The 20,147-nt window shown below is 62.8% G+C and carries 23 protein-coding genes and 2 pseudogenes; 13 read left to right on the top strand and 12 right to left on the bottom strand.

Features of this window, described 5'->3' with window-relative positions; all coding sequences use genetic code 11:
• Window position 1: 1 nt before the first annotated feature.
• The 4 genes from ASD12_RS11660 to hemE form a co-directional block, all read right to left on the bottom strand.
• Window positions 2–919, bottom strand: coding sequence for an EamA family transporter (locus ASD12_RS11660; RefSeq protein WP_082525388.1), 918 nt, complete (start codon window positions 917–919; stop codon window positions 2–4).
• A gap of 172 nt (window positions 920–1,091) precedes the next feature.
• The gene (gene rho / locus ASD12_RS11655) at window positions 1,092–2,357 is read right to left on the bottom strand and encodes a transcription termination factor Rho (protein WP_082525387.1); all 1,266 of its coding nucleotides are present in this window, start codon (window positions 2,355–2,357) and stop codon (window positions 1,092–1,094) included.
• 174 nt (window positions 2,358–2,531) lie between these two features.
• Window positions 2,532–3,068, bottom strand: coding sequence for a protoporphyrinogen oxidase HemJ (gene hemJ, locus ASD12_RS11650; protein WP_056585544.1), 537 nt, complete (start codon window positions 3,066–3,068; stop codon window positions 2,532–2,534).
• Window positions 3,068–4,099: a uroporphyrinogen decarboxylase gene (gene hemE / locus ASD12_RS11645; RefSeq protein WP_056585542.1), complete on the bottom strand. Its 1,032-nt coding sequence runs from the start codon at window positions 4,097–4,099 to the stop codon at window positions 3,068–3,070. Before hemE ends, hemJ begins: the two co-directional genes overlap by 1 nt.
• 405 nt (window positions 4,100–4,504) lie before the next feature.
• On the opposite strand from hemE, the gene ASD12_RS11640 reads away from it, so the two are divergent.
• The 6 genes and pseudogenes from ASD12_RS11640 to ASD12_RS35735 all read left to right on the top strand — a co-directional run.
• Entirely contained in the window at window positions 4,505–5,326 is an 822-nt protein-coding gene (locus ASD12_RS11640) for a pyruvate, water dikinase regulatory protein (protein ID WP_056585540.1), read from the top strand.
• A 359-nt stretch (window positions 5,327–5,685) separates the two neighbouring features.
• Window positions 5,686–6,285, top strand: a complete 600-nt coding sequence (locus tag ASD12_RS11635) for a Maf-like protein (RefSeq protein ID WP_056585538.1) — start codon at window positions 5,686–5,688, stop codon at window positions 6,283–6,285.
• Window positions 6,278–7,120, top strand: a complete 843-nt coding sequence (locus tag ASD12_RS11630) for a shikimate dehydrogenase (RefSeq protein WP_056585536.1) — start codon at window positions 6,278–6,280, stop codon at window positions 7,118–7,120. Before ASD12_RS11635 ends, ASD12_RS11630 begins: the two co-directional genes overlap by 8 nt.
• Complete coding sequence (gene coaE, locus ASD12_RS11625; RefSeq protein WP_056585534.1) at window positions 7,117–7,722, top strand: dephospho-CoA kinase; 606 nt, start codon at window positions 7,117–7,119, stop codon at window positions 7,720–7,722. Before ASD12_RS11630 ends, coaE begins: the two co-directional genes overlap by 4 nt.
• Window positions 7,723–7,899: 177 nt before the next feature.
• Window positions 7,900–8,604 (top strand): DNA polymerase III subunit epsilon, encoded by a 705-nt coding sequence (dnaQ, locus tag ASD12_RS11620; RefSeq protein ID WP_056585532.1) that lies wholly within the window; start codon window positions 7,900–7,902, stop codon window positions 8,602–8,604.
• A 161-nt stretch (window positions 8,605–8,765) separates the two neighbouring features.
• A pseudogene (locus tag ASD12_RS35735) lies at window positions 8,766–8,921 on the top strand (GIY-YIG nuclease family protein); the annotation flags it as partial.
• A 90-nt stretch (window positions 8,922–9,011) separates the two neighbouring features.
• Here ASD12_RS35735 and secB read toward each other — a convergent pair.
• Window positions 9,012–9,512, bottom strand: a complete 501-nt coding sequence (secB, locus tag ASD12_RS11615; RefSeq protein WP_056585530.1) for a protein-export chaperone SecB — start codon at window positions 9,510–9,512, stop codon at window positions 9,012–9,014.
• Window positions 9,513–9,641: 129 nt separating this feature from the next.
• Complete coding sequence (locus ASD12_RS11610; protein WP_082525386.1) at window positions 9,642–10,142, bottom strand: FxsA family protein; 501 nt, start codon at window positions 10,140–10,142, stop codon at window positions 9,642–9,644.
• Between the two features lie 199 nt (window positions 10,143–10,341).
• Here ASD12_RS11610 and ASD12_RS11605 point away from each other — a divergent pair, with 199 nt between their 5' ends.
• The 4 genes from ASD12_RS11605 to ASD12_RS11590 are packed head-to-tail and all read left to right on the top strand — an operon-like array spanning window position 10,342 to window position 13,131.
• Window positions 10,342–11,046 (top strand): Tim44/TimA family putative adaptor protein, encoded by a 705-nt coding sequence (locus ASD12_RS11605; protein WP_056585526.1) that lies wholly within the window; start codon window positions 10,342–10,344, stop codon window positions 11,044–11,046.
• A 24-nt stretch (window positions 11,047–11,070) separates the two neighbouring features.
• Complete coding sequence (locus tag ASD12_RS11600; protein WP_056585524.1) at window positions 11,071–12,195, top strand: murein transglycosylase A; 1,125 nt, start codon at window positions 11,071–11,073, stop codon at window positions 12,193–12,195.
• A complete protein-coding gene (locus tag ASD12_RS11595; protein WP_056585522.1) occupies window positions 12,192–12,737 on the top strand; it encodes a Smr/MutS family protein in 546 nt (181 codons plus the stop codon). Before ASD12_RS11600 ends, ASD12_RS11595 begins: the two co-directional genes overlap by 4 nt.
• Window positions 12,738–12,762: 25 nt before the next feature.
• Entirely contained in the window at window positions 12,763–13,131 is a 369-nt protein-coding gene (locus ASD12_RS11590) for a helix-turn-helix transcriptional regulator (RefSeq protein WP_056585520.1), read from the top strand.
• 180 nt (window positions 13,132–13,311) lie between these two features.
• On the opposite strand, the gene ASD12_RS11585 is transcribed toward ASD12_RS11590, so the two are convergent.
• From ASD12_RS11585 to ASD12_RS34080, 5 genes are all read right to left on the bottom strand, one after another.
• Window positions 13,312–13,548, bottom strand: coding sequence for a hypothetical protein (locus ASD12_RS11585; protein ID WP_056585518.1), 237 nt, complete (start codon window positions 13,546–13,548; stop codon window positions 13,312–13,314).
• A 333-nt stretch (window positions 13,549–13,881) separates the two neighbouring features.
• Window positions 13,882–14,499, bottom strand: a complete 618-nt coding sequence (locus ASD12_RS11580; RefSeq protein WP_056585516.1) for a transglutaminase-like cysteine peptidase — start codon at window positions 14,497–14,499, stop codon at window positions 13,882–13,884.
• A 247-nt stretch (window positions 14,500–14,746) separates the two neighbouring features.
• Complete coding sequence (locus ASD12_RS11575) at window positions 14,747–16,024, bottom strand: polyhydroxyalkanoate depolymerase (RefSeq protein WP_056585514.1); 1,278 nt, start codon at window positions 16,022–16,024, stop codon at window positions 14,747–14,749.
• A gap of 292 nt (window positions 16,025–16,316) precedes the next feature.
• The gene (locus ASD12_RS11570) at window positions 16,317–16,676 is read right to left on the bottom strand and encodes a septal ring lytic transglycosylase RlpA family protein (protein ID WP_056585512.1); all 360 of its coding nucleotides are present in this window, start codon (window positions 16,674–16,676) and stop codon (window positions 16,317–16,319) included.
• A 151-nt stretch (window positions 16,677–16,827) separates the two neighbouring features.
• Entirely contained in the window at window positions 16,828–16,986 is a 159-nt protein-coding gene (locus ASD12_RS34080; RefSeq protein ID WP_156398581.1) for a hypothetical protein, read from the bottom strand.
• Here ASD12_RS34080 and ASD12_RS34840 point away from each other — a divergent pair.
• On the top strand, window positions 16,986–17,162 hold the full coding sequence (locus ASD12_RS34840; RefSeq protein ID WP_164482288.1) for a hypothetical protein: 177 nt from the start codon (window positions 16,986–16,988) through the stop codon (window positions 17,160–17,162). The genes ASD12_RS34080 and ASD12_RS34840 overlap by 1 nt on opposite strands.
• Window positions 17,163–17,358: 196 nt before the next feature.
• Here the strand turns inward: ASD12_RS34840 and ASD12_RS11565 are convergent.
• Window positions 17,359–17,604 (bottom strand): annotated as a pseudogene (locus ASD12_RS11565) (ABC transporter ATP-binding protein); the annotation flags it as partial.
• A 505-nt stretch (window positions 17,605–18,109) separates the two neighbouring features.
• On the opposite strand from ASD12_RS11565, the gene ASD12_RS11560 reads away from it, so the two are divergent.
• Together ASD12_RS11560 and ASD12_RS11555 are read left to right on the top strand one after the other, a co-directional pair.
• Window positions 18,110–18,586, top strand: coding sequence for an Rrf2 family transcriptional regulator (locus ASD12_RS11560; protein WP_056585506.1), 477 nt, complete (start codon window positions 18,110–18,112; stop codon window positions 18,584–18,586).
• A 22-nt stretch (window positions 18,587–18,608) separates the two neighbouring features.
• On the top strand, window positions 18,609–19,943 hold the full coding sequence (locus ASD12_RS11555) for an FAD/NAD(P)-binding protein (RefSeq protein WP_056585505.1): 1,335 nt from the start codon (window positions 18,609–18,611) through the stop codon (window positions 19,941–19,943).
• Window positions 19,944–20,147: the final 204 nt, after the last annotated feature.

Raw genomic sequence — 20,147 nt, 5'->3', positions numbered from 1 at the left:
GTCAGGCGCCTTGCGCCGGCTCGGGGACCGCGGTCGAAGACGCAGCCAGCAGGGGCTTGAACAGCAGATCCTTGGCGGCGATCACCGCGCCGATGGTGATCAGCACACAAGCGAGCGCCACCGACCAGTGGAACACACCAAACCCTGCCAGCAGCAGCACAATCACCGAAAACAGTGGTGCGGCGTAGGACAGGGCGCCAAGAATCATGATGTCCCCGTGCTTGCAGCCATGGTCCCAGGCGTAGAAGCCGGCGCCGAGCGGTATCGTGCCTAGGATGACGATAGCCGTCCACTGGGTCGGCGTCTGCGGCCAGACCGTGGTCTCGAGCGCCAGGTGCAGCGCGAAGGCGACGATCGCGGTGATAAAGCAATAACCGGCCACGACATCGGTCGGCACCTGGCCGAAGCGGCGCGACAGCACGGAATAGCCGGCCCAGATGAAGGCGCAGAACAGGGCAATGACATGCCCCTTCATCACTCCGTTGGCGAGGCCGACGTTGCCGCCCTTGGTGATCACAACGATGGCGCCGGCAAGCCCGAGAGCGACGCCAACGACGTGATGAACCTTCAGCCTTTCACCGGGCAGGAAAGCGGCGAAGACGACGATCAGCAGCGGCCAGAGATAGGCGATCAGACTGACCTCGACCGGCGGCGCCGACTGGATCGCGAAGAAGTAGGCGCAGTGGTAGATGCACAGTCCCGCGGTTCCGATCGCCCAGACCGGCCATGGCTGCCGCAGCGTCCGGATCGCGGCCGGGCGAAAAATCCAGCTGCTCGCGCCGACGAGTGCTCCGAGCAGGAAGGTCATGGCCGCCAGCTGAAAAGGCGGAATCGGGCCGGCGGCAGTCGAAAGCAATGCCAGGAATGACCAGGTCAGGATGGCCGAAAAGCCGATCAGGGTCGGAATTGTCTTCTTCACGTCGCTGCTTCCAGTTCGAAGACGCCAGCCTTGCATGAAGGCGAAATCATCTGCCCCCGCATACGGCCGCTCGATACCAAGAAAGCGACTTGCCACAGGGTCATGAAAAACCCCATCCCGGTTTCCCGGAATGGGGTTTCAATGCATAGGCCGGAAAGTCTCGGCCTGGCCGTTACGTGTTCATCGAATCGAAGAAATCCGCATTGGTCTTGGTCTGCTTCAGCTTGTCGATCAGGAACTCGATCGCGTCGGTGGTTCCCATCGGCGCCAGGATGCGGCGCAGCACGAAGATTTTCTGCAGGTCCTGGCGGGGGACCAGCAGGTCTTCCTTGCGGGTGCCGGACTTGAGGATATCCATGGCCGGATAGATGCGCTTGTCGGCCACCTTGCGGTCGAGCACGATTTCCGAATTGCCGGTGCCCTTGAACTCTTCGAAAATGACTTCGTCCATGCGGCTGCCCGTATCGATCAACGCGGTGGCGATGATGGTCAGCGAACCGCCTTCCTCGATGTTACGGGCGGCGCCGAAGAAGCGCTTCGGGCGCTGCAGTGCGTTGGCGTCGACACCGCCGGTCAGCACCTTGCCGGAGGACGGCACCACTGTGTTGTAGGCGCGGCCGAGGCGGGTGATCGAATCGAGCAGGATGACCACGTCGCGGCCATGCTCGACCAGGCGCTTGGCCTTCTCGATGACCATTTCGGCGACCTGCACGTGGCGCACCGCCGGCTCGTCGAAGGTCGAGGAGACGACCTCGCCCTTCACCGAGCGCTGCATGTCGGTCACTTCTTCCGGCCGTTCGTCGATCAGAAGCACGATCAGATAGCATTCGGGATGGTTGGTGGTGATCGAATGGGCGATGTTCTGCAACAGCACCGTCTTGCCGGTGCGCGGCTGCGCCACGATCAAAGCGCGCTGGCCCTTCCCGAGCGGCGCCACCAGATCGATGACGCGGGCCGAGATGTCCTTGGAGGTCGGAACCTCCATTTCCATCTTTAGCCTCGAGGTCGGATAAAGCGGCGTCAGATTGTCGAAGTGGATCTTGTGGCGGATCTTTTCGGGATCGTCGAAATTGATCGTGTTGACCTTGAGCAGCGCGAAATAACGCTCGCCCTCTTTCGGGCTGCGGATCGGCCCTTCGACCGTATCGCCGGTCTTCAGCGAAAAGCGCCGGATCTGCGACGGCGAAATATAAATGTCGTCGGGACCTGGCAGATAGTTTGCGTTGGCAGAGCGCAGGAAACCAAAACCGTCCTGCAGCACCTCGACCACGCCGTCGCCGATGATCTCGACGTCCTGCGCGGCCAGTTTCTTCAGGATCGCGAACATCAGCTCCTGCTTGCGCATGACGCTGGCGTTTTCGACCTCGAGCGATTCGGCGTAAGCGATCAGCTCTGGTGGTTTCTTGTTTTTGAACTCGGCGAGTTTCATTTCTTGCATAGACGGACCTTGAATAGATGGAGTCTGGGTAAGCTTTGGGAAAATATCGGCGGGATGCGACAAATGCCGGGCGCGGCCGAAAGCAATGAGGGGCGGCGCATGACGGGAAGGAAGACCCGTCTTTTATCGTCGGTCGGGGGAAAGAGCAAGCTGCGTTTTGCGGCCCAGACAGGCCTAGAACGGCTTGACGACAACCAGGATCACGATTGCGATCATCAGCAATGTGGGGATCTCGTTGACCATTCGCCAGTGCCTGGCGGGCTTTTCATTCCGATCCTCGGCGAATTTGCGCACCGCGCCGGCCAGATAGCCGTGAACGGCGGACAGCAAAAGCACCGCGCCGATCTTGGCGTGCAGCCAGCCGCCCTCGAAACCAAAGCCCTTCCAGGCCAGCCACAGGCCGAACACCCAGGCGACGATCATCGCCGGATTGATGATGCCGCGCAGCAGGCGCCGCTCCATCACCTTGAAGGTCTCCGACTGCACCGAGCCTTTCTCGGCATCGGCGTGGTAGACCAGCAGCCGCGGCAGATAGAGCATGCCGGCCATCCACGAGATGACGGCGAGGATGTGGATCGCCTTGGCCCACGGATAAAAACTGTCGGGCGCGGCGAAATACAAAAGCGCGGTGAGAACGACCAGCACGGCGATACTGATCGTCATGCGCATCATCGCCTGGCCAGTGCTGTTCGTGTTGTTCATCTGAGCCATCAGCGTGTCGCGCTCCGTACCTGTTTCGCCATCGCCTCGACATGGGCGATCGGCGTCTCCGGCGTGATGCCGTGGCCGAGATTGAAAATCAGCGGTCCGTCTCCCAGCGCTCTCAGGATCGCCTCGATGCCATCGGACAATGCCTTGCCGCCAGCCACGAGGCGCAAGGGATCGAGGTTGCCCTGAACCGCACCTGAGCGCTGCAACTCCTTCGCCGCCTCCAGGGGCACCGTCCAGTCGATCCCCAGACCCGTCACACCGGTCTTCTGGCGATAGGTCTGGTAGCGCGCGCCGGCACCCTTGGGAAAACCGATGATCGGCACATCGGGATGGACGGCTCGAACCTGGCGCACGATCTCGGCCACCGGCTGGACGCAGAACAGGTCGAAAGAAGCGTCATCGAGCACGCCGGACCAGGAATCGAAAATCTGCACCACATCCGCACCCGCCTCGATCTGGCGGATGAGGTAGGCGGCCGAATGATCGGCAAGCACTTTCAGCAGGTGCTGGAATGCCGCCGGCTCGCGATAGGCGAACAGCCGCGCCGGCGCCTGGTCGGGCGTGCCATGGCCGGCAATCATGTAGGTCGCCACCGTCCACGGTGCGCCGCAGAAGCCGATCAGGGTCGTCTCGTCCGGAAGTTTTGCCCGCAAGCGGCGAACCGTCTCATAGACTGGTTCGAGATTCACGTGAAACACCTTGCCTTCCAGAGCCAGAATCTCCGGCACCGTGATCGGCGTCAGCAGCGGTCCTCGCCCCTCTTCGAAGCGGACATCGCGGCCAAGCGCATGCGGAACGACAAGGATATCGGAAAACAGGATCGAGGCATCGAAGCCGAAGCGCTCGATCGGCTGCAAGGTCACCTCGACGGCAAGGTCGGGATCATAGCAGAGATCGAGGAACGACCCGGCTCGCCTGCGCGTTTCACGGTACTCCGGCAGATAGCGCCCCGCCTGTCGCATCATCCAGAGCGGAGGCGGAAAATGAGCCTTGCCCTTCAGGACGTCCAGCATGATCCGGTTCTGGGGCATCGAGCGCTCGCTTCTCCCAGCCTCTTCTATAATCAAAGATTCTTATATCTAAGATTCTTCTGATTCTAAGAGTCTGTTGGTTCTGGTGGTTGCCACCTGTCCCGCTTTGCCCCGGAAAACACCAGCCAACATATTGTCGCGTGCTTCTTTTTCCAAACTGCAGGGTTCTGGGGACGGACAGGAATCCGTCACTGGAGTCAAAACGTTACGAGACGCCTGGAAATACCCGCCCTGTGGACAGACGAAAGGCAAGGGAAGCCGTCCCCAAACTTGTCCCCAGCCGCCCGACGAAGCTGACAGCGCATCGAATTGTGGACAAACTGGCATCTGATACAGTCGCCTCCGATCGCCCCGTCTTTTCATCCCGCTTTATCCACAGAAGCCCACAGCCCCAGGTGACCCCCTGTGAACAAACCCCAGAGCTTCTTCCACCTGCACCTGATTTCCGACGCGACCGGCGAAACGCTGCTCGCCGCCGGCCGGGCGGCTTCGGCGCAGTACAAGAATGCGCGCGCCATCGAGCACATCTATCCGCTCATCCGCACCGAAAAGCAGGTGGCGAAAGTGTTCGAGGACATCGAGGAGGAGCCGGGCATCATCCTCTATACGGTCGTTGACCAGAAGCTGGCGCGCGGCATCGACGAACGCTGCGCGACCATGGGCCTGCCCTGTGTGTCGGTGCTGGAGCCTGTGCTGACCGTGTTCCAGTCCTATCTCGGCACTCCGGCCGGCCGTCGCGTCGGCGCCCAGCATGTGCTCGATGCCGAATATTTCCGTCGCATCGACGCGCTCAATTTCACCATGGACCATGATGACGGCCAGCTGCCGCTCAATATGGACGATGCCGATGTCGTGCTGATCGGCATTTCGCGCACGTCGAAGACGCCGACCAGCATCTATCTCGCCAACCGAGGCATCAAGACCGCCAACATCCCGATCGTGCTCGGCGTGCCGGTGCCGGAAAGCCTGGTCAACGCCAGCAAGCCGCTGATCGTTGGGCTGATCGCCACCGCCGAGCGCATCTCGCACGTCCGGCAAAACCGCATCCTCGGCAACAGCAGCTCGTACGAGGCGACAGACTATGTCGACCGCGCCGCCATCACCGAAGAGCTCGCCTACGCCCGCCAGATCTGCACGCGCCACGGCTGGCCGATGATCGACGTCAGCCGTCGCTCGATCGAGGAAACGGCGGCGGCCATCGTTGCCCTACGGGGGAAGAACAGATAATTGGAGCCGTGCGGCGCGTCGCCAACGCCCACCGCTGCAAAGCTCGAAGTTCACGGCATGGATCCTAGGGTCTGCGCAGCGTCGCTTCGCTCCTTGCTTCGCCCTAGGATGACGAAGGGACGATTGTCTCGGCCAATTTCGAAGGTTTGCGATTGCCACCAGCCTCACTTTGACGACGCGGATGCCAAATCCGACATCCGCGATTGGCCAAAAAGCCACCACGCCTTCGTCATCCTAGGGCGGAGCAGGAGCGAAGCGACGTTGCGGAGACCCTAGGATCCATGCCGTGACGATGGTCGAAGGTGCAGCGGAGCCAGAATCTCAACAACGGTTAGACAATTGATCAGGCGCTTAGAATCATGACCGAAAAACTCATCCTCGCTTCCGGCAGTCCGTTCCGCAAGGCGATGCTCGTCAGTGCTGGTGTCGATGTCGAAGCCGTCCCGGCTGACGTCGACGAGCGGGCGCTCGAGTCGCCCTTGCAGGGCAGCGGTGTCTCGCCCGAGGATGTTGCCCTGGTGCTGGCCGAGGCCAAGGCCAGCGAAGTCAGCGAGCGCCGGCCGGGCGCGCTGGTGCTTGGCTGCGACCAGACGCTGTCGCTCGGCGACGAGGTGTTCCACAAGCCGGCCGACATGGAAGGCGCGCGCCGTCATCTCCTGGCGCTGTCGGGCAAGACCCATCAGTTGAACAGCGCCGCGGTGCTGGTCCGCGACGGACAGGTGCTGTGGCGGCATGTCGGCATCGCCGGCATGACCATGCGCAAGCTCGACCCGGTCTTCATCGGTCGCCACCTCGCCCGCGTCGGCGCCAAAGCGTTGTCGAGCGTAGGCGCCTACCAGATCGAAGGCGAAGGCATTCAATTGTTCGAGAAAATCGAAGGCGATCATTTCACCATTGTCGGCCTGCCGCTTTTGCCGCTGCTGGCCGAACTGCGAACACTGGGAGCGATCGATGGCTGAAGCGTCGAAGAAAGCGTTCGTCACCGGCCATCCGGTCAAGCACTCGCGCTCGCCGAAGATCCATGGCCACTGGCTGGCCAGACACGGCATCGACGGCAGCTACCAGGCCATTGATGTCGCGCCAGAAAACTTTGCCGATTTCGTGAAGACCCTGCGGGCCAAAGGCTACCGCGGCGGCAACGTCACCATCCCGCACAAGGAGGCGGCCTTCGCGCTGGCCGAGCGCCGCGACCAGGCGGCGCAGGAGATCGGCGCCGTCAACACGCTGTGGTTCGAGGACGGCATCTTGTGGGGCGGCAACACCGACGCGCACGGCTTTGCCGCCAACCTCGACGATTATGCGCCGGGCTGGGCAAGCAAGGGCCCGGCGGTGGTGCTCGGCGCCGGCGGTGCGTCGCGCGCGGTCATCCATGCGCTGAAGGAGCGTGGCGTTGCCGACATCCGCATCGTCAACCGCACGCTGGCCCGGGCTGTGGAATTGCGCGATCGTTTCGGCGCCGGCATTTCGGCGCATGGCATGGCCGCGACCAACGAACTGCTTGGCGATGCCGGCCTGCTGGTCAACACCACCGCGCTCGGCATGCATGGCAATGAAGGCCTGTCGGCCGATCCTGCCTTGCTGCCGGACCACGCCATCGTCACCGACATCGTCTATGTGCCGCTGGAAACGCCGCTGCTTGCGGCGGCCCGCGCGAGAAAGCTGAAGACGGTCGACGGCCTCGGCATGCTGCTGCATCAGGCCGTGCCCGGCTTCGAACGATGGTTCGGTGTCAGGCCGCGAGTTACAGCTGAACTCCGGGCGATCATCGTTGCCGATCTGGTGCCGAAGCCATGATCGTGCTTGGCCTCACAGGCTCCATAGGCATGGGCAAGTCGACGACGGCCAAGATGTTCGCCGAAGCCGGTGTGCCGGTTCATGATTCCGACGAGGCGGTGCATCGCCTCTATGCCGGCAAGGCAGCACCCCTGGTGGAAATGGCCTTTCCCGGCACCACATTTGCCGGAGTGGTCGATCGCGCAAAGCTTGGCACTCGTGTGCTCGGCGATGCCGCCGCTCTGAAGCGGCTCGAGGCGGTCATCCATCCGCTGGTGCGCGCCGACGCCGATGCCTTTCTGGCCAAGCATCGTAAATCAGGCGAACCGATAGCCGTCCTCGATATTCCCCTGCTGTTCGAAACCGGCGGCCGCAACCGCGTCGACAAGGTCGTCGTCGTCACCGCGCCGGCCGAGATCCAGCGAGAGCGCGTGCTGGCGCGGCCGGGCATGACGGAAGAAAAACTGGCTTCGATCCTGGCCAGGCAGGTGCCGGACGCTGAAAAGCGCCGCCAAGCCGATTTCATCGTCGACACCGGCCAGGGGTTCGACGCCGCCCGCGCGGCGGTCAAAGCCATCATTGCCGAACTCTCCGGGGATAAGCCCGGCAAGGCAGGCTCCTGACACTACAGCGCCGCGCGTCCGTTTGGACGCGCAAAGGACGCTGTAGCACTTTGATTTTGCGCATGTCCTTTCCGAAAATCGGTACCGATTTTCGGGGACATGCGGCAGGCCGTCAGCATTGCCCATTGCCATTTTGTTCCGGTCTCATGATTCTGCTCCTTTGGAGCGACTGATTCGATGCGTGAGATCATCTTCGACACGGAAACCACCGGCCTCGATTCGCGCGATGACCGCGTGATCGAGCTGGGTGGCGTCGAGCTGGTCAATCGTTTCCCGACCGGAAAGACCTTCCACCACTACATCAACCCGCAAGGGCGCGCGATCCATGCCGAGGCGCAGGCCGTGCACGGCATCAGCGCGGCGGACCTCGCGGGCAAGCCGACCTTTGCCGAAATCGTCGAGGAGTGGCTGGCTTTCACCGACGGCGCCAAGCTGGTCGCCCACAACGCCACCTTCGATATCGGTTTCCTCAATGTCGAATTCGGCCGGCTCGGTCACCCCGTCATCGACAATGGCCTTGTCGTCGACACGCTGGCGCTGGCGCGCCGCAAGCATCCAATGGGTCCCAATTCGCTCGACGCGCTCTGCCGGCGCTACGGCATCGACAACACAAGGCGCACCAAGCACGGCGCCCTGCTCGATTCCGAACTGCTGGCCGAGGTCTATATCGAGCTGATCGGCGGCAAGCAGGCGGCCCTCGTCCTCGACAGCGCCACCGCGCCGGCCAGGGGCAACGAAAATGTCCGCCAGATCGAGATCGTGGTCAGCCAGCGGCCGGCACCCTTGCCGTCGCGCCTCACCGACGCCGAGCGCGACGCGCATGCCGGCATGGTCGCGACGCTGGGGGAAAAGGCGTTGTGGCTGAAGGTTGCGACGGGGTGACGGCAAACTGCCAGCCGAAAACCTTCGCGTCTTCGTCATCCTAGGGCGGAGCAAGGAGCGAAGCGACGCGGCGCAGACCCTAGGATCCATGCCGTGAAGTCTGCCGAAGAATGCAGCGGATCAGGACGTTCTCCCGACGCATTGCACGGTAGCCCTAATCTATGACCGGCTATGTCTACATGACCGCAAGCCAGAAGCGCGGCACCATCTATATAGGCGTCACCAATGATCTCGGCCGCCGCATGCCGGAGCACAAATCTGGCGAGGGTTCGGGTTTCACCAGCCGCTCCGGCGTGCAACGGCTGGTCTGGTATGATAGACCGGGAGGCGGAACTGGCCCCACGACTCTCCAAAACAAAAAAACCCGGCGCGAGGCCGGGCTTTTCACAATCCGTGGCTGGCAGGCCTCAGCTCACCTTGACCTTCGACGCCGCCTGATCCTCCGCCAGCTTCTGCTGGAACATCTGCGCGAAATCGATCGGGTCGAGCATCAGCGGTGGGAAGCCGCCATTGCGGGTTGCCTCGGCGATGATCTGCCGGGCGAACGGGAACAAAAGGCGCGGGCATTCGATGAACAGGATCGGCAGCATGTGTTCCTGTGGGAAGCCGCTGATCGCGAACACGCCGCCATAGACCAGCTCGACATTGAACAGCACTTCCTGGTCGAACGACGCCTTGGCGTTCAGCGTCAGGTTGACGTCGAACTGCTTGTCGGAGAGCGGGTTGGCGTTGACGTTGACGTTGATGGCGATGCCGGGCGCCTTGTCGCGGCCGCGCAGCGAATTCGGGGCGCCGGGGCTTTCGAAGGATAGGTCCTTCACATATTGCGCCAGCACGTTGAGCGACGGCTGCGCCGCATTGCCGTTTCCGTTGGCTGCGCCGACCGGCGCGTCATCTTTGCTGGCCATAAGCCTTGTCCTCTTGCCTGGGCAGCGTCGCTGACCGAATTGAAATCGGGCGTTCGCTACCATGGCGGGGATGACAAGACAAGGTTTGCCGCCTTGCTTCCCGGGCCTGGATGTAGAAGGGCCGGCGCCCTAATCGTCCTTCAGGCGGCGCCAGGGCGAGTTGTGGTCCGGACCGCGCTTCAGATCGTCCTCGCGCGAATAGTCGCCGTTTTCGAGGTCGATGACCTTGTCGCGCTGGCGGCCGCGAAAACCATCGGTCGAGAAATTGGTGGCGACGACAATGCGGCCCTTGAACCGGCTCCAGGCAAAGTCGCGCACCGGCGGCAGGAACAGCAGCAGGCCGATGATGTCGGTGATGAAGCCGGGGATGATCAGGAGGATCGCCGCAACCACGATCATGGCGCCGTGCGCAAGGTGGCGGCTAGGGTTCTGGCCGGCGGCCATCTCGGTGCGGATGCGGGCCATCACGCCAAAGCCCTGATACCGAAGCAAAAGCACGCCGGCGATGCTCGAGGCCAGCACAAGGCCGACCGTCGCCAGCGCGCCGATCTCACGGCCGACGATGACGAAACCGGCGATTTCCAGCAGCGGAAGCGCGAGGAGAAAGAAGGGAAGCAGCGAAATGCGCAAGTCTTGACCGATCGTTTCGATTGTTTTGGCCGCCAGCGAGCAATCGCCGCTGGCCCTGAGGCTGTTACATAGGTATGCCTGCCTTTGATTTGAATGATTGCGCCTTGCGTTCTATATGCTTTGAATGTTGAACGCTATGCGACCGTCGCCTTACTGGGCGGGCGGTCCGGCCACGGGCAGGGATTGATTGGCGGAAGATATGGGATTCTTCGACTTCGGCACGATTTTCTTCCTGATTGCGGCGGTGGTCATCTTTTTCCAGCTGCGCAATGTGCTGGGCCGTCGCACTGGCAGCGAACGGCCGCCCTTCGATCCCTATACGGCTGCCCGCGCCGACAAGGATGCCGCGCAGAAATCCGAAAATGTCGTTTCGCTGCCGCGCAAGCGTCCGCCGGGCGAACCGGCGGCCGACACCTATGCGGCGATCGACGCCTTCGCCAAGCCCGACACCGACCTCAACAAGGGCCTGCGCACGATCAAGGACAACGACCCGTCCTTCGAGCCGAAGGGTTTTGTCGACGGCGCCAAGATGGCTTACGAGATGATCGTCATGGCCTATGCCGACGGCGACCGCAAAACGCTGAAGAACCTGTTGTCGCGCGAGGTCTATGACGGCTTTGTCGCGGCCATTGGCGAGCGCGAGGCCAAGGCGGAAAAGATCCAGTCCTCTTTCGTCGGCATCGACAAGGCCGACATCGTCTCGGCCGAGATGAAGGGTGGCGAGGCGCATGTCACGCTGCGCATCATCAGCGAGCTGATCTCGGCGACCCGCGACAAGGCCGGGGCCGTCATCGACGGCGACCCGGAAACCGTGGCCGAGGTCAAGGATGTCTGGACCTTCGCCCGCGACACCCGCTCGCGCGATCCGAACTGGAAGCTCGTCGCCACCGAGGAAGAAGACTAGTTCGGAACACGCGGCGAGGCTCCGGTGTCGCTATCGCCTCTCTTTGTCGGAAAATCTTTCGCTGACCTCCCTGGCTGGGAGGAGGACGACCATTTGGCGGCTTTTGCTGCCTTTCGCCGCTCGGCCTTTCATGTCCTGACCAAACCCTATCGCAGCGGTGCGCTCGGCGTCGACTTCGACGCCTTTGCCGAAGCCTATGCCGAGGCCCGCATTGTTTCGCCGGCGAATCGGTCGCCATTTCTGGATCGGAAGGAAGCCCGGGCCTTCTTCGAGCGCCATTTTGTCCCGGCGCTTGTCCGCGCCGCGACTGGCGGCGCCGGCCTCGTCACCGGCTTCTACGAACCCGTGGTCGAAGCCTCGCCGGTGCGAACGGACCGCTTTTCGGTGGCGCTGCTGTCACGTCCGGCCGATCTCGTCGATATCGACGACGCCACCAGGCCGTCTGGAATGGATTCGTATCTCGCCTTCGCGCGGCAGGCGCCGGACGGGCCGGTCGAATATTTAGATCGCGGCGAGATCGAGCGCGGGGCGCTTGATGGCAAGGGCCTGGAAATCGCCTGGCTGGCCGACAAGGTCGATGCCTTCTTCATTCACGTGCAGGGTGCCGCACGCCTCGCCATGACCGACGGCCGGCTTGCCCGCGTCACCTATGCCGCCAAATCCGGCCAGCGCTTTACCGGGCCCGGCAAGATCCTGAGCGAGATCGGCGAAATCCCGCTCGAGAAAGTGACGATGCAGTCGATCCGCGCCTGGTTCAAGGCGCATCCCGACCGCATCGACGAGATCCTGTGGCGGAACCGCTCCTACATCTTCTTCCGCGAGGCAGCGGTGGATGATGCGGCCCTCGGTCCGATCGCCGCCGCCAAGGTGCCGCTGACGCCGGGCCGCTCCATTGCCGTCGACCGCCTGCTGCACACATTCGGCACGCCTTTCTACATTGACGCACCGACGCTCACCGCTTTCGACGCAAAGCCGTTCCGGCGCCTGATGATCGCGCAGGACACCGGCTCGGCCATCACCGGGCCGGAGCGCGGAGATCTCTTTGCCGGTTCCGGCGATGCCGCCGGCGAGATCGCTGGCGTGGTCCGCAATGCGGCCGATTTTTATGCGCTGGTGCCGCGCGCGCTCGTTCCGGGTGCGAATCGATGACCCGGCGCCCAGACAGACTCAGCGAAGCGAAACTGAGCGAGGACGACCGGGTTCTGTGGAACCTGGTCGCGCGCACCGCCAAGCCGCTCAAGGGAAGGATCGCCGGCGACGTCCCCGAAATTGCTGCCGAGCCTAGGCCAGGTCAGTCGCAGCCGGTGCTGGCTGCTGCCAATGCCGCAGGGATCGCAAAGCCGAAGGCTCAGCATGTCACGCACCGCCTCGACGAGCCGACGCTGGACAAACTGTCGAAAGGCCGGCTGCCGATCGAGGGCCGCGTCGACCTGCACGGCATGACGCAGGACGAGGCCTATTCGCTGCTGTTCTCATTCCTGCACCGGGCGCATGCCGGCGGCATCCGCTATGTCCTGGTCATTACCGGCAAGGGCTCGTCCTCCGGTGGCGACGGCGTGTTGCGGCGCGCGGTACCCGCCTGGCTGTCGACGCCCGCCTTCCGGCCGCTTGTCTCCAGCCACGACCATGCCGCCCGCAACCATGGCGGTTCAGGCGCCCTTTATATCCGGCTGCGGCGGCTGCGGTCGTGAGGGCTCAAGCCGGAAGGCCGGGCGCATGACCCCGTTCGGCGAGAAGTTGCGAGCGCTACGGGGCGAACGCGGTGTCAGCCAGAAGGACATGGCGGCCGCAATCGGCGTCAGCGCCGCCTATCTGTCGGCGCTCGAGCATGGCAGGCGCGGTGCGCCGACGTGGACGCTGATCCAGAAGATCATCGGCTATTTCAACATCATCTGGGACGATGCCGAGGAGCTGGCGCGGCTGGCCGAAGCCTCACATCCGCGGGTCAGGCTCGACACGTCGGGTCTTTCCCCCGCCGCCACCGAGCTCGCCAATCTCCTGGCCGAGAACATCGAAAAGCTCGACGAGGCGGAGCTTCGCCGCATCACCGCATCGATCCGCGCGGCGCTCGGCCGACGGCCGTAGAGCAATTCCAGGAAGAGTGTGAAACGGTTTTCCCGGGAAAAGCGCATAGCGCTTTCCCTTGGGAATTGCGTCAAAACAAGGAGTCTGGATCAGACGGTTTGCGCAATAGGGCGCGAGCCCGCTGCTGGCGCCGGCGTTCGCTTCACTTGAAGAGCCCGCCGGCGGTCAACAGTGATGAGATTATTTCTTGCCGGCCGTGCCGCCATTATTTCCCCGGCCGCCATTGTCGTTGTGGTCGTGGCCATTGTTTCCGCCGCCCAGGCAGCTCGAGTCGCCGGCCCCGCAACAGCGGCCGCTCCACAAATCATTGGTCTGCGACGTGGCGCAGCTTGTAACGGTCTGATCGGCCAAGGCGGGTCCGGCCAAAGCCGATACCGCCACGGCGGCGAGGAAGGCATTTCGCAAAAGTGCGGTCATCTGAAGTCTCCATGATTGGTTACCGTCTACGGCCATGTGTCGCTGGCCGGGAGGAAATGGTTCACGGAGAAAAATCGCTCTCGTCATCCACGGGCGGAGCGGAAGCGAAGCGGACGCGCAGACCCGAGGATCCATGCCGCGAATTACCAGCGTCGCGGCGGTGCAAAAGATTTGGAGATGCCGGCATGATGATCGCTGGCGCCTGTACCTGCGCCGCAGCGTTCTTCATCTGCCTCACGGCATGGATCCCAGGGTCTTTGCGACGGAGCTCCGCTCCTGCTCCGCCCTGGGATGACGAAGCGTTGGATGCCAGGCAGCCGCCGTTGCTGATGCCTACTGGACCGCGCCGACCAGCACCTGCTGGCCACCGCGGATCGAGACCCAGCGGCCGGTGTTGTCGACCGCCTGCCGCTTGAGGAAGCGGTAGCCGGTCGCGTCCCATGGCTTGACCTTGTCGGTCAGATTGTCGAGCACATAGTCGCCCTTGTCGGTGCGCACCGTGAGCACCGCATGGCCCTCGCCGTCGGGCTTGCGCACCACGGTGATCAGAAGATCGGCAAGCGAGATGCTCATGCGCGAAAGCTGGCGCCGCTTTTCCAGCACGTAGTCCTCGCAATCGCCGACGTCCTTGTCGGGATAGGCCCAGACTTCGTCCTTGCCGTAGATGTCCATGTCGCTCATCGGCTTGACGGCGGCGTTGACCCTGGCGGTGACATTGAGAAGCTTGCGCATCAACCCGTCGGTCATCGGGGCCGGCGCGAGATTGGTCGGACGGACAGAGCATTCGCCCGGGTTCAGCTTGCAGAAATCATAGTGGCCGATCGGCTGCGAGGTGAGCCCCCCGGTCGCCATCGCTCCTGCCGCCAAAGCCGGTGCCACCCAGCCTCCCGTTACTGCCAGCCCGGCCGCAACATACACGCGCAGCCTTCGCGCCATTGGTGAGGATATCATTGTCCCCGCTCGCCCTTTGTTATTAACGAAAGGTTAAGGGGGATTTACAGTCCGTGTCAATTACGACGACGGTCGGATTGTCGGCATGGTTACCCGGGGGGCAGCACCGCGTCTATTGTGCAACAGAATCGGCCAGCCGGCCGGTTTTTGCCGGATTGGCGCCGTTAAGCCTTGTTCCAGGCACGTCATTTCTCAAAATCGCTACGCCCTCGGGTCGGCCCGAGGCCATGCTTTTGGGCGATGCGCATTATCTTTTGGCGGTACGGACAAGCTTCGGCTTCACCGCGACACGCTCCTGGCGGCCATAGCTGGTGATGAAGTCGACGATGCGCGGCACGATCTCGGAGCGGAAACGCGAGCCGTTGAATACGCCGTAATGGCCGACCGCCGGCTGCATGTAGTGGGCATGCCGCTCAGCAGGAATGTTGGGGCACAGATCATGCGCCGCCTTGGTCTGGCCAAGGCCGGAAATGTCGTCATTCTCGCCCTCGACCGTGAACAGCGCGACGTTGCGGATCGCTGACGGATCGATCCTGGTGCCGCGATGCGTCATCTCGCCCTTGGGCAAGGCCTGGCGCACGAAGACGGTGTCGACCGTCTGCAGGTAGAACTCCGCCGTCAGGTCCATGACCGCCAGATACTCGTCGTAGAAATCGCGGTGCTTCTCGGCATTGTCGCCATCATGCTTCACCAGGTGCATGAAGAAGTCCTTGTGGGCGATGATGTGGCGGTCGAGGTTCATGCTCATGAAGCCGGAAAGCTGCAGGAAGCCTGGATAGACCTCGCGGCCGAAGCCCGGTACCGGCCAGGGCGCAACCATGACGACATTGTCGCGGAACCAGTCGATGCCCTTTTCCTGCGCCAGCAAATTGACCGCGGTCGGATTGCTGCGGGTGTCGATCGGCCCGCCCATCAAGGTCATCGTGGAGGGCACGAAGGGATCGCCCTTCGTTTCCATCAGCGCCACGGCGGCCAGCACCGGCACGGAAGGCTGGCACACCGCCATCACATGCGTGTCGGGTCCGAGCGCATGCAGCATGTCGATGACGTAGTCGATATAGTCGTCGAGATCGAAACTGCCGTCGGCCAGCGGCACCATGCGGGCATCGACCCAGTCGGTGATGTGCACGTCGGCATGGGGCAGCATGGCTTCCACCGTGCCGCGCAGCAGCGTCGCATAGTGGCCCGACATCGGCGCCACGATCAAAAGCTTCGGATCCGGCCTGCGCCCGGCAGGAATGGCGCGTTCAAAGCGGACGACTTTGCAGAACGGCTTCGACCAGACGGTCCTTTCGGTGACCTCGACGCTCTTCCAGTCGACCACTGTCTTGTCGAGGCCGAAGGTCGGCTTGCCGTAGCGGCGCGTGGTGCGCTCGAACAATTCGGCGGTCGCCGCGACCGAACGGCCCCAGGGCGTATGGGAAAACGGATTGAGCGGATTGGTGTAGAACAGCCGCACCGCGTCGGCATAGAGACGCGCCGGCTGCAAGGCAGCGTGGTTCATTTCATAGAGCTGGTAGAACATCGAGAACCCCGCTGCTGCCTGCGACCGAAGGGACGACGAGCAGCGCCGAGCCTTGAATGTCTCGCGGCGAAGTTAACAACTAATTGCTGCGATGCAATACGTCACGCGGCGTGACCAATGTTTCTTTGGGTCAAGGCAGTGGGAATCGGCCCTGAACGGCGCCAGCCGGCTCAGTGTGCGGCTGCGAAATGTGTAAGTAATGTGTCCGGCCCCTCTTGCCGGACACTCGACCATGATCCCGAGAAGTGGATTCGGGTTTTCGGCAGAGATCATGGTCCAGGAAATAGTCGCATCAGACGCGCGCCATGCACACGGCGGTGTGGCCGGAGCCGATGAAGCCGAGCTGGCCGGCCGCACCCTTCGACAGGTCGAGCACGCGACCCTTGATGAACGGGCCGCGATCGTTGATGCGCACGATGACGCTGCGACCGTTGTTCTTGTTGGTGACCCTGAGCTTGGTGCCGAAGGGCAAAGTGCGGTGGGCGGCGGTCATCGCCGACGGGTTCATGCGCTCGCCCGATGCGGTCTTGGAGTGCAGGGCATACCACGAGGCACGGCCGCACTGGGCGGCGGCGGTTGCCGAAGAAGCGCCGACCATTAGGCCAGCAGCGATCGTTACCGCGACAAGCACGGTCTGTTTTGAGTTCTTCATGTTGAGGGATGGCTCCGTTCTTTGACAGACCCCAGCCGTTAGGTGCCAAATAAGGCAGGAAATGCGGCAATGATCTGGCGGTTCCGTGGCAGCGGCACACGTTTAGAGTCATTGGGTAACAGTCTGTCAGGGATTTTCCGGCAAGAAGAGATCAATTGATGATGATCTTCGCGCCGATATCCGGAATTTGTTTGACAAGATCGAGCATAGATATCCAAGTAAATGTCGACGCAATCGCGCCGCTTCCTTTGGCTCTTTCATCGCGGCCATGGCGCCGCAATCGATCGACTTCGAAAGCGAGATCCGGCAATGAGACTGACCAAAAATCTGCTGGCGTTGATTGTGCTTGCCATCGGCGCGCTGTGGTCGCTGCAAGGCATCGGCGTGATTGGCGGCAGCTTCATGACCGGCCAGTCGCAATGGCTCTATATCGGCATCGTCACCATGCTGGTTGGCCTGGTGGGGCTGGTCTGGGCGAACCGGTAGGGTGTGAGCTTCGATGAAAGGTCGACCCCTACTCCGTCGAGCTTCGCTCGACACCTCTACCCCGTTCGACGGGGGAGAGGAAAGGCGCGAGCTCATGCGCTGGCGATCCGACGCGCGGCCAGCGCCTTGCTTCGCCCATACGTGACGAAGCAGGGGGAAGCCTCGGCCAACTCCGAATGCCCTGTCCCCGACAGACCTACCCGAACAGCCGATCCAGTATCTTGCCCTCCACGCGGGCAAGCTCGACCGAACCGCGCCGCCGCGGCCGTTCGACGGGCACATCCAGATCAAGCGCGATTTTGCCGGCGCTGATCATCACGACCCAGTCGGCGAGCGCAACCGCCTCGGCGACTTCATGCGTGACCAGCACTGTGGTGAACTTCTGCGCCAGCCAGATGCGTTCCAGCAATTGCTGCATCTCGATGCGGGTCAAGGCAACTGCCCGCAGGACAAAGAGACGCGAAGGTTCGCTGCATCGCCAAGCCACCCGCGAACGAGAATTCCCCCTCTGGACCCCCGCCAGGCAAATCCATGCCTCAAACAGGTGCGGATTTGAAAATGCGTTCCGCGTGTTTGGGGGTAAGTATAGTAATCTTATCGATATGAGGGAGTTTGAGCCGGCGATGAGCGGTCACCACATCACCATGATAGCTCGCGGCATGGATCGGCTTTTGCCGTCGCGTGAGTCGATGCAAGCTACATCCGGCTCTGGAGGACCATTTGCCATCCCGCTGCCATCAAAGCGCATTTTTGCGCTCTCAAGGGCACAGAGGCCCGACAAAACGGCTACTGCGGCTTGAAAACGAAGTAAAATCAACAGTCTTCGGCTTGTACATTATGACGCTAGAATTTATGTATTATAGTAGCCTTGACGCGGCGGGGACGCACGCCGGGCATTGCGCAACCGATGGTTCCATGCCGTCGCATGACAGAGAAATCTTGATTTCATGCTCACAAAAAAGGGTAAGTACGGCCTCAAGGCGCTTGTCCACCTCGCGCGATTGCCGGCCGGACAGCTCGCCTTCGTCAACGACGTCGCCACCGGCAACAACATCCCGAAGAAATTTCTCGACGCCATCCTGGGCGAGCTGCGCAATGCCGGTTTCGTCCAGAGCCGCAAGGGCAAGGATGGTGGCTATCGCCTGGCGCGCCCTGCCGACGAGATCAAGGTCGGCCATGTCGTGCGCGTCCTCGACGGACCGCTGGCGCCGATCCCTTGCGCCAGCCGCACCCAATACCAGCGCTGTGAAGATTGCGACGAGGCGACATGCCAAGTCCGACATCTGATGCTCGAGGTTCGGCAGGCGATCGCCGAGGTGCTCGATCAGCGCAGCCTCGCCGAAATGCGCGACATGGTCCTCGACGACCTTTCGGTCGCGAGGGACATCGACGACCTGCCGGTCGCCATGAAGGTCCAGGCCTGAGTCTGGCACTGCTGGTGCGCGCATGACCGGGCGCGCCAACTCGATCATCATTGTCGGCGGCGGCGCCAGCGGCGTCGTGCTGGCCGCACATCTCCTAAAATCGACCAATCCCGACCTGCGCGTCACGCTGATCGAAAAGCGCCCGCATTTCGGCCAGGGCATCGCCTATTCGACGCTGCTGTCGGCACATGTGCTGAACGTCAGCGCCGCCGGCATGAGCGCCTATGCCGACGATCCCGGTAATTTCTGGCGCTGGCTGCTGGAGCGCGGCTTTGCAACCCCCGAACAGGCACCGGTCTACGCGCCACGCAGCATCTATGCCCGTTACCTCGGCGAGTTGCTGGACGATCTGGAAGCGCGGGAAAAGCAGACAGGGCGGCTTCGCCTGGTCCGCGAGGAAAGCCTCTCGATCACCCCCACAGCGTCCGGCGTCGAGGTGGCGCTGGCCAACGGCACCAGCGTGGTTGCGCATCTGGCCGTGCTGGCTACCGGTCATGACGAGGAGCCGGCGCAAGGCCATGCCATCAGGATGGGCTCGGAAGCCGATACAGCGCTTGATCCCGACAGAAGCGTCATGGTGCTCGGCACCGGCCTCAGCATGGTCGACGCGTTCCTGGCGCTGGAACAGCGCGGCCATCGCGGCGACATCATCGCGGTGTCGCGGCGTGGCCTGCTGCCCTCGCCGCATCGCAAGGGCAATCCGATCAAGCTCGACGTCGCCGACATTCCGCTCGGCACCCAATTGTCCTATTTCGTCGGCTGGTTCCGCGACCTGATCAAGGAGAACCAGAAGGCCGGCATCGACTGGCGCGACGTCGTCGACGGCCTGCGGCCGTTCAACCAGAAGATCTGGCAGAACTGGCCCGCTTCCGCCAAGCGCCGCTTTGTCGAACACACCAAGGCCTGGTGGGACATCCACCGCCATCGCATGGCGCCCGAGGTCTACGCCCGCGTCACGGAGGCCGTCCAATCCGGCCGCATCCGCCTGGTCGCCGGGCGCGTCGTCGACATCGCCAAGGGTGGTGAATTCACCGTCCAGGTCCAGTCACGCCACACCCAGCGCCTCGAGACCTTCGAGGTCGCCCGCATCTACGATTGCTCGGGCATCGTCAGGGACATCTCGACCTCGTCGAACAGCGTCGTGCGCTCGCTGGTCGACCGCGGCCTGGCCCGGCCGGACCCGCTGCGCATCGGCCTCGACGTCTCGGCCAATTGCGAGACCATCGCCAGCGATGGCGCGGTTTCCGCCAAGATCCTCGCCGTCGGCCCGCTGACGCGCGGCACCTTTTTCGAGATCGACGCCATTCCGGATATCCGGGTGCAGTGTGCCAGGCTGAGCAAGCAGCTGCTGGGGTGAAGCGGTTGCGGGTAGCGCTCTACGGCGCCCCCCTCTGGCCTGCCGGCCATCTCCCCCACGGGTGGGGAGATTGGCAGCTTCAGCGCTCCGCCCGCCTCCCAACGTCAAAAAATTGACGAAAGCCGTGGTGACAGCCAATCTCCCTCCTTGTGGAGGAGATGGCCGGCAGGCCAGAGGGGGGCGTGCCCCACTGACCGGGCCAAC

The organism is Mesorhizobium sp. Root102 (assembly GCF_001425625.1).
Lineage (GTDB): Bacteria > Pseudomonadota > Alphaproteobacteria > Rhizobiales > Rhizobiaceae > Mesorhizobium.
This window is presented reverse-complemented; position numbering and strand designations above follow the sequence as displayed.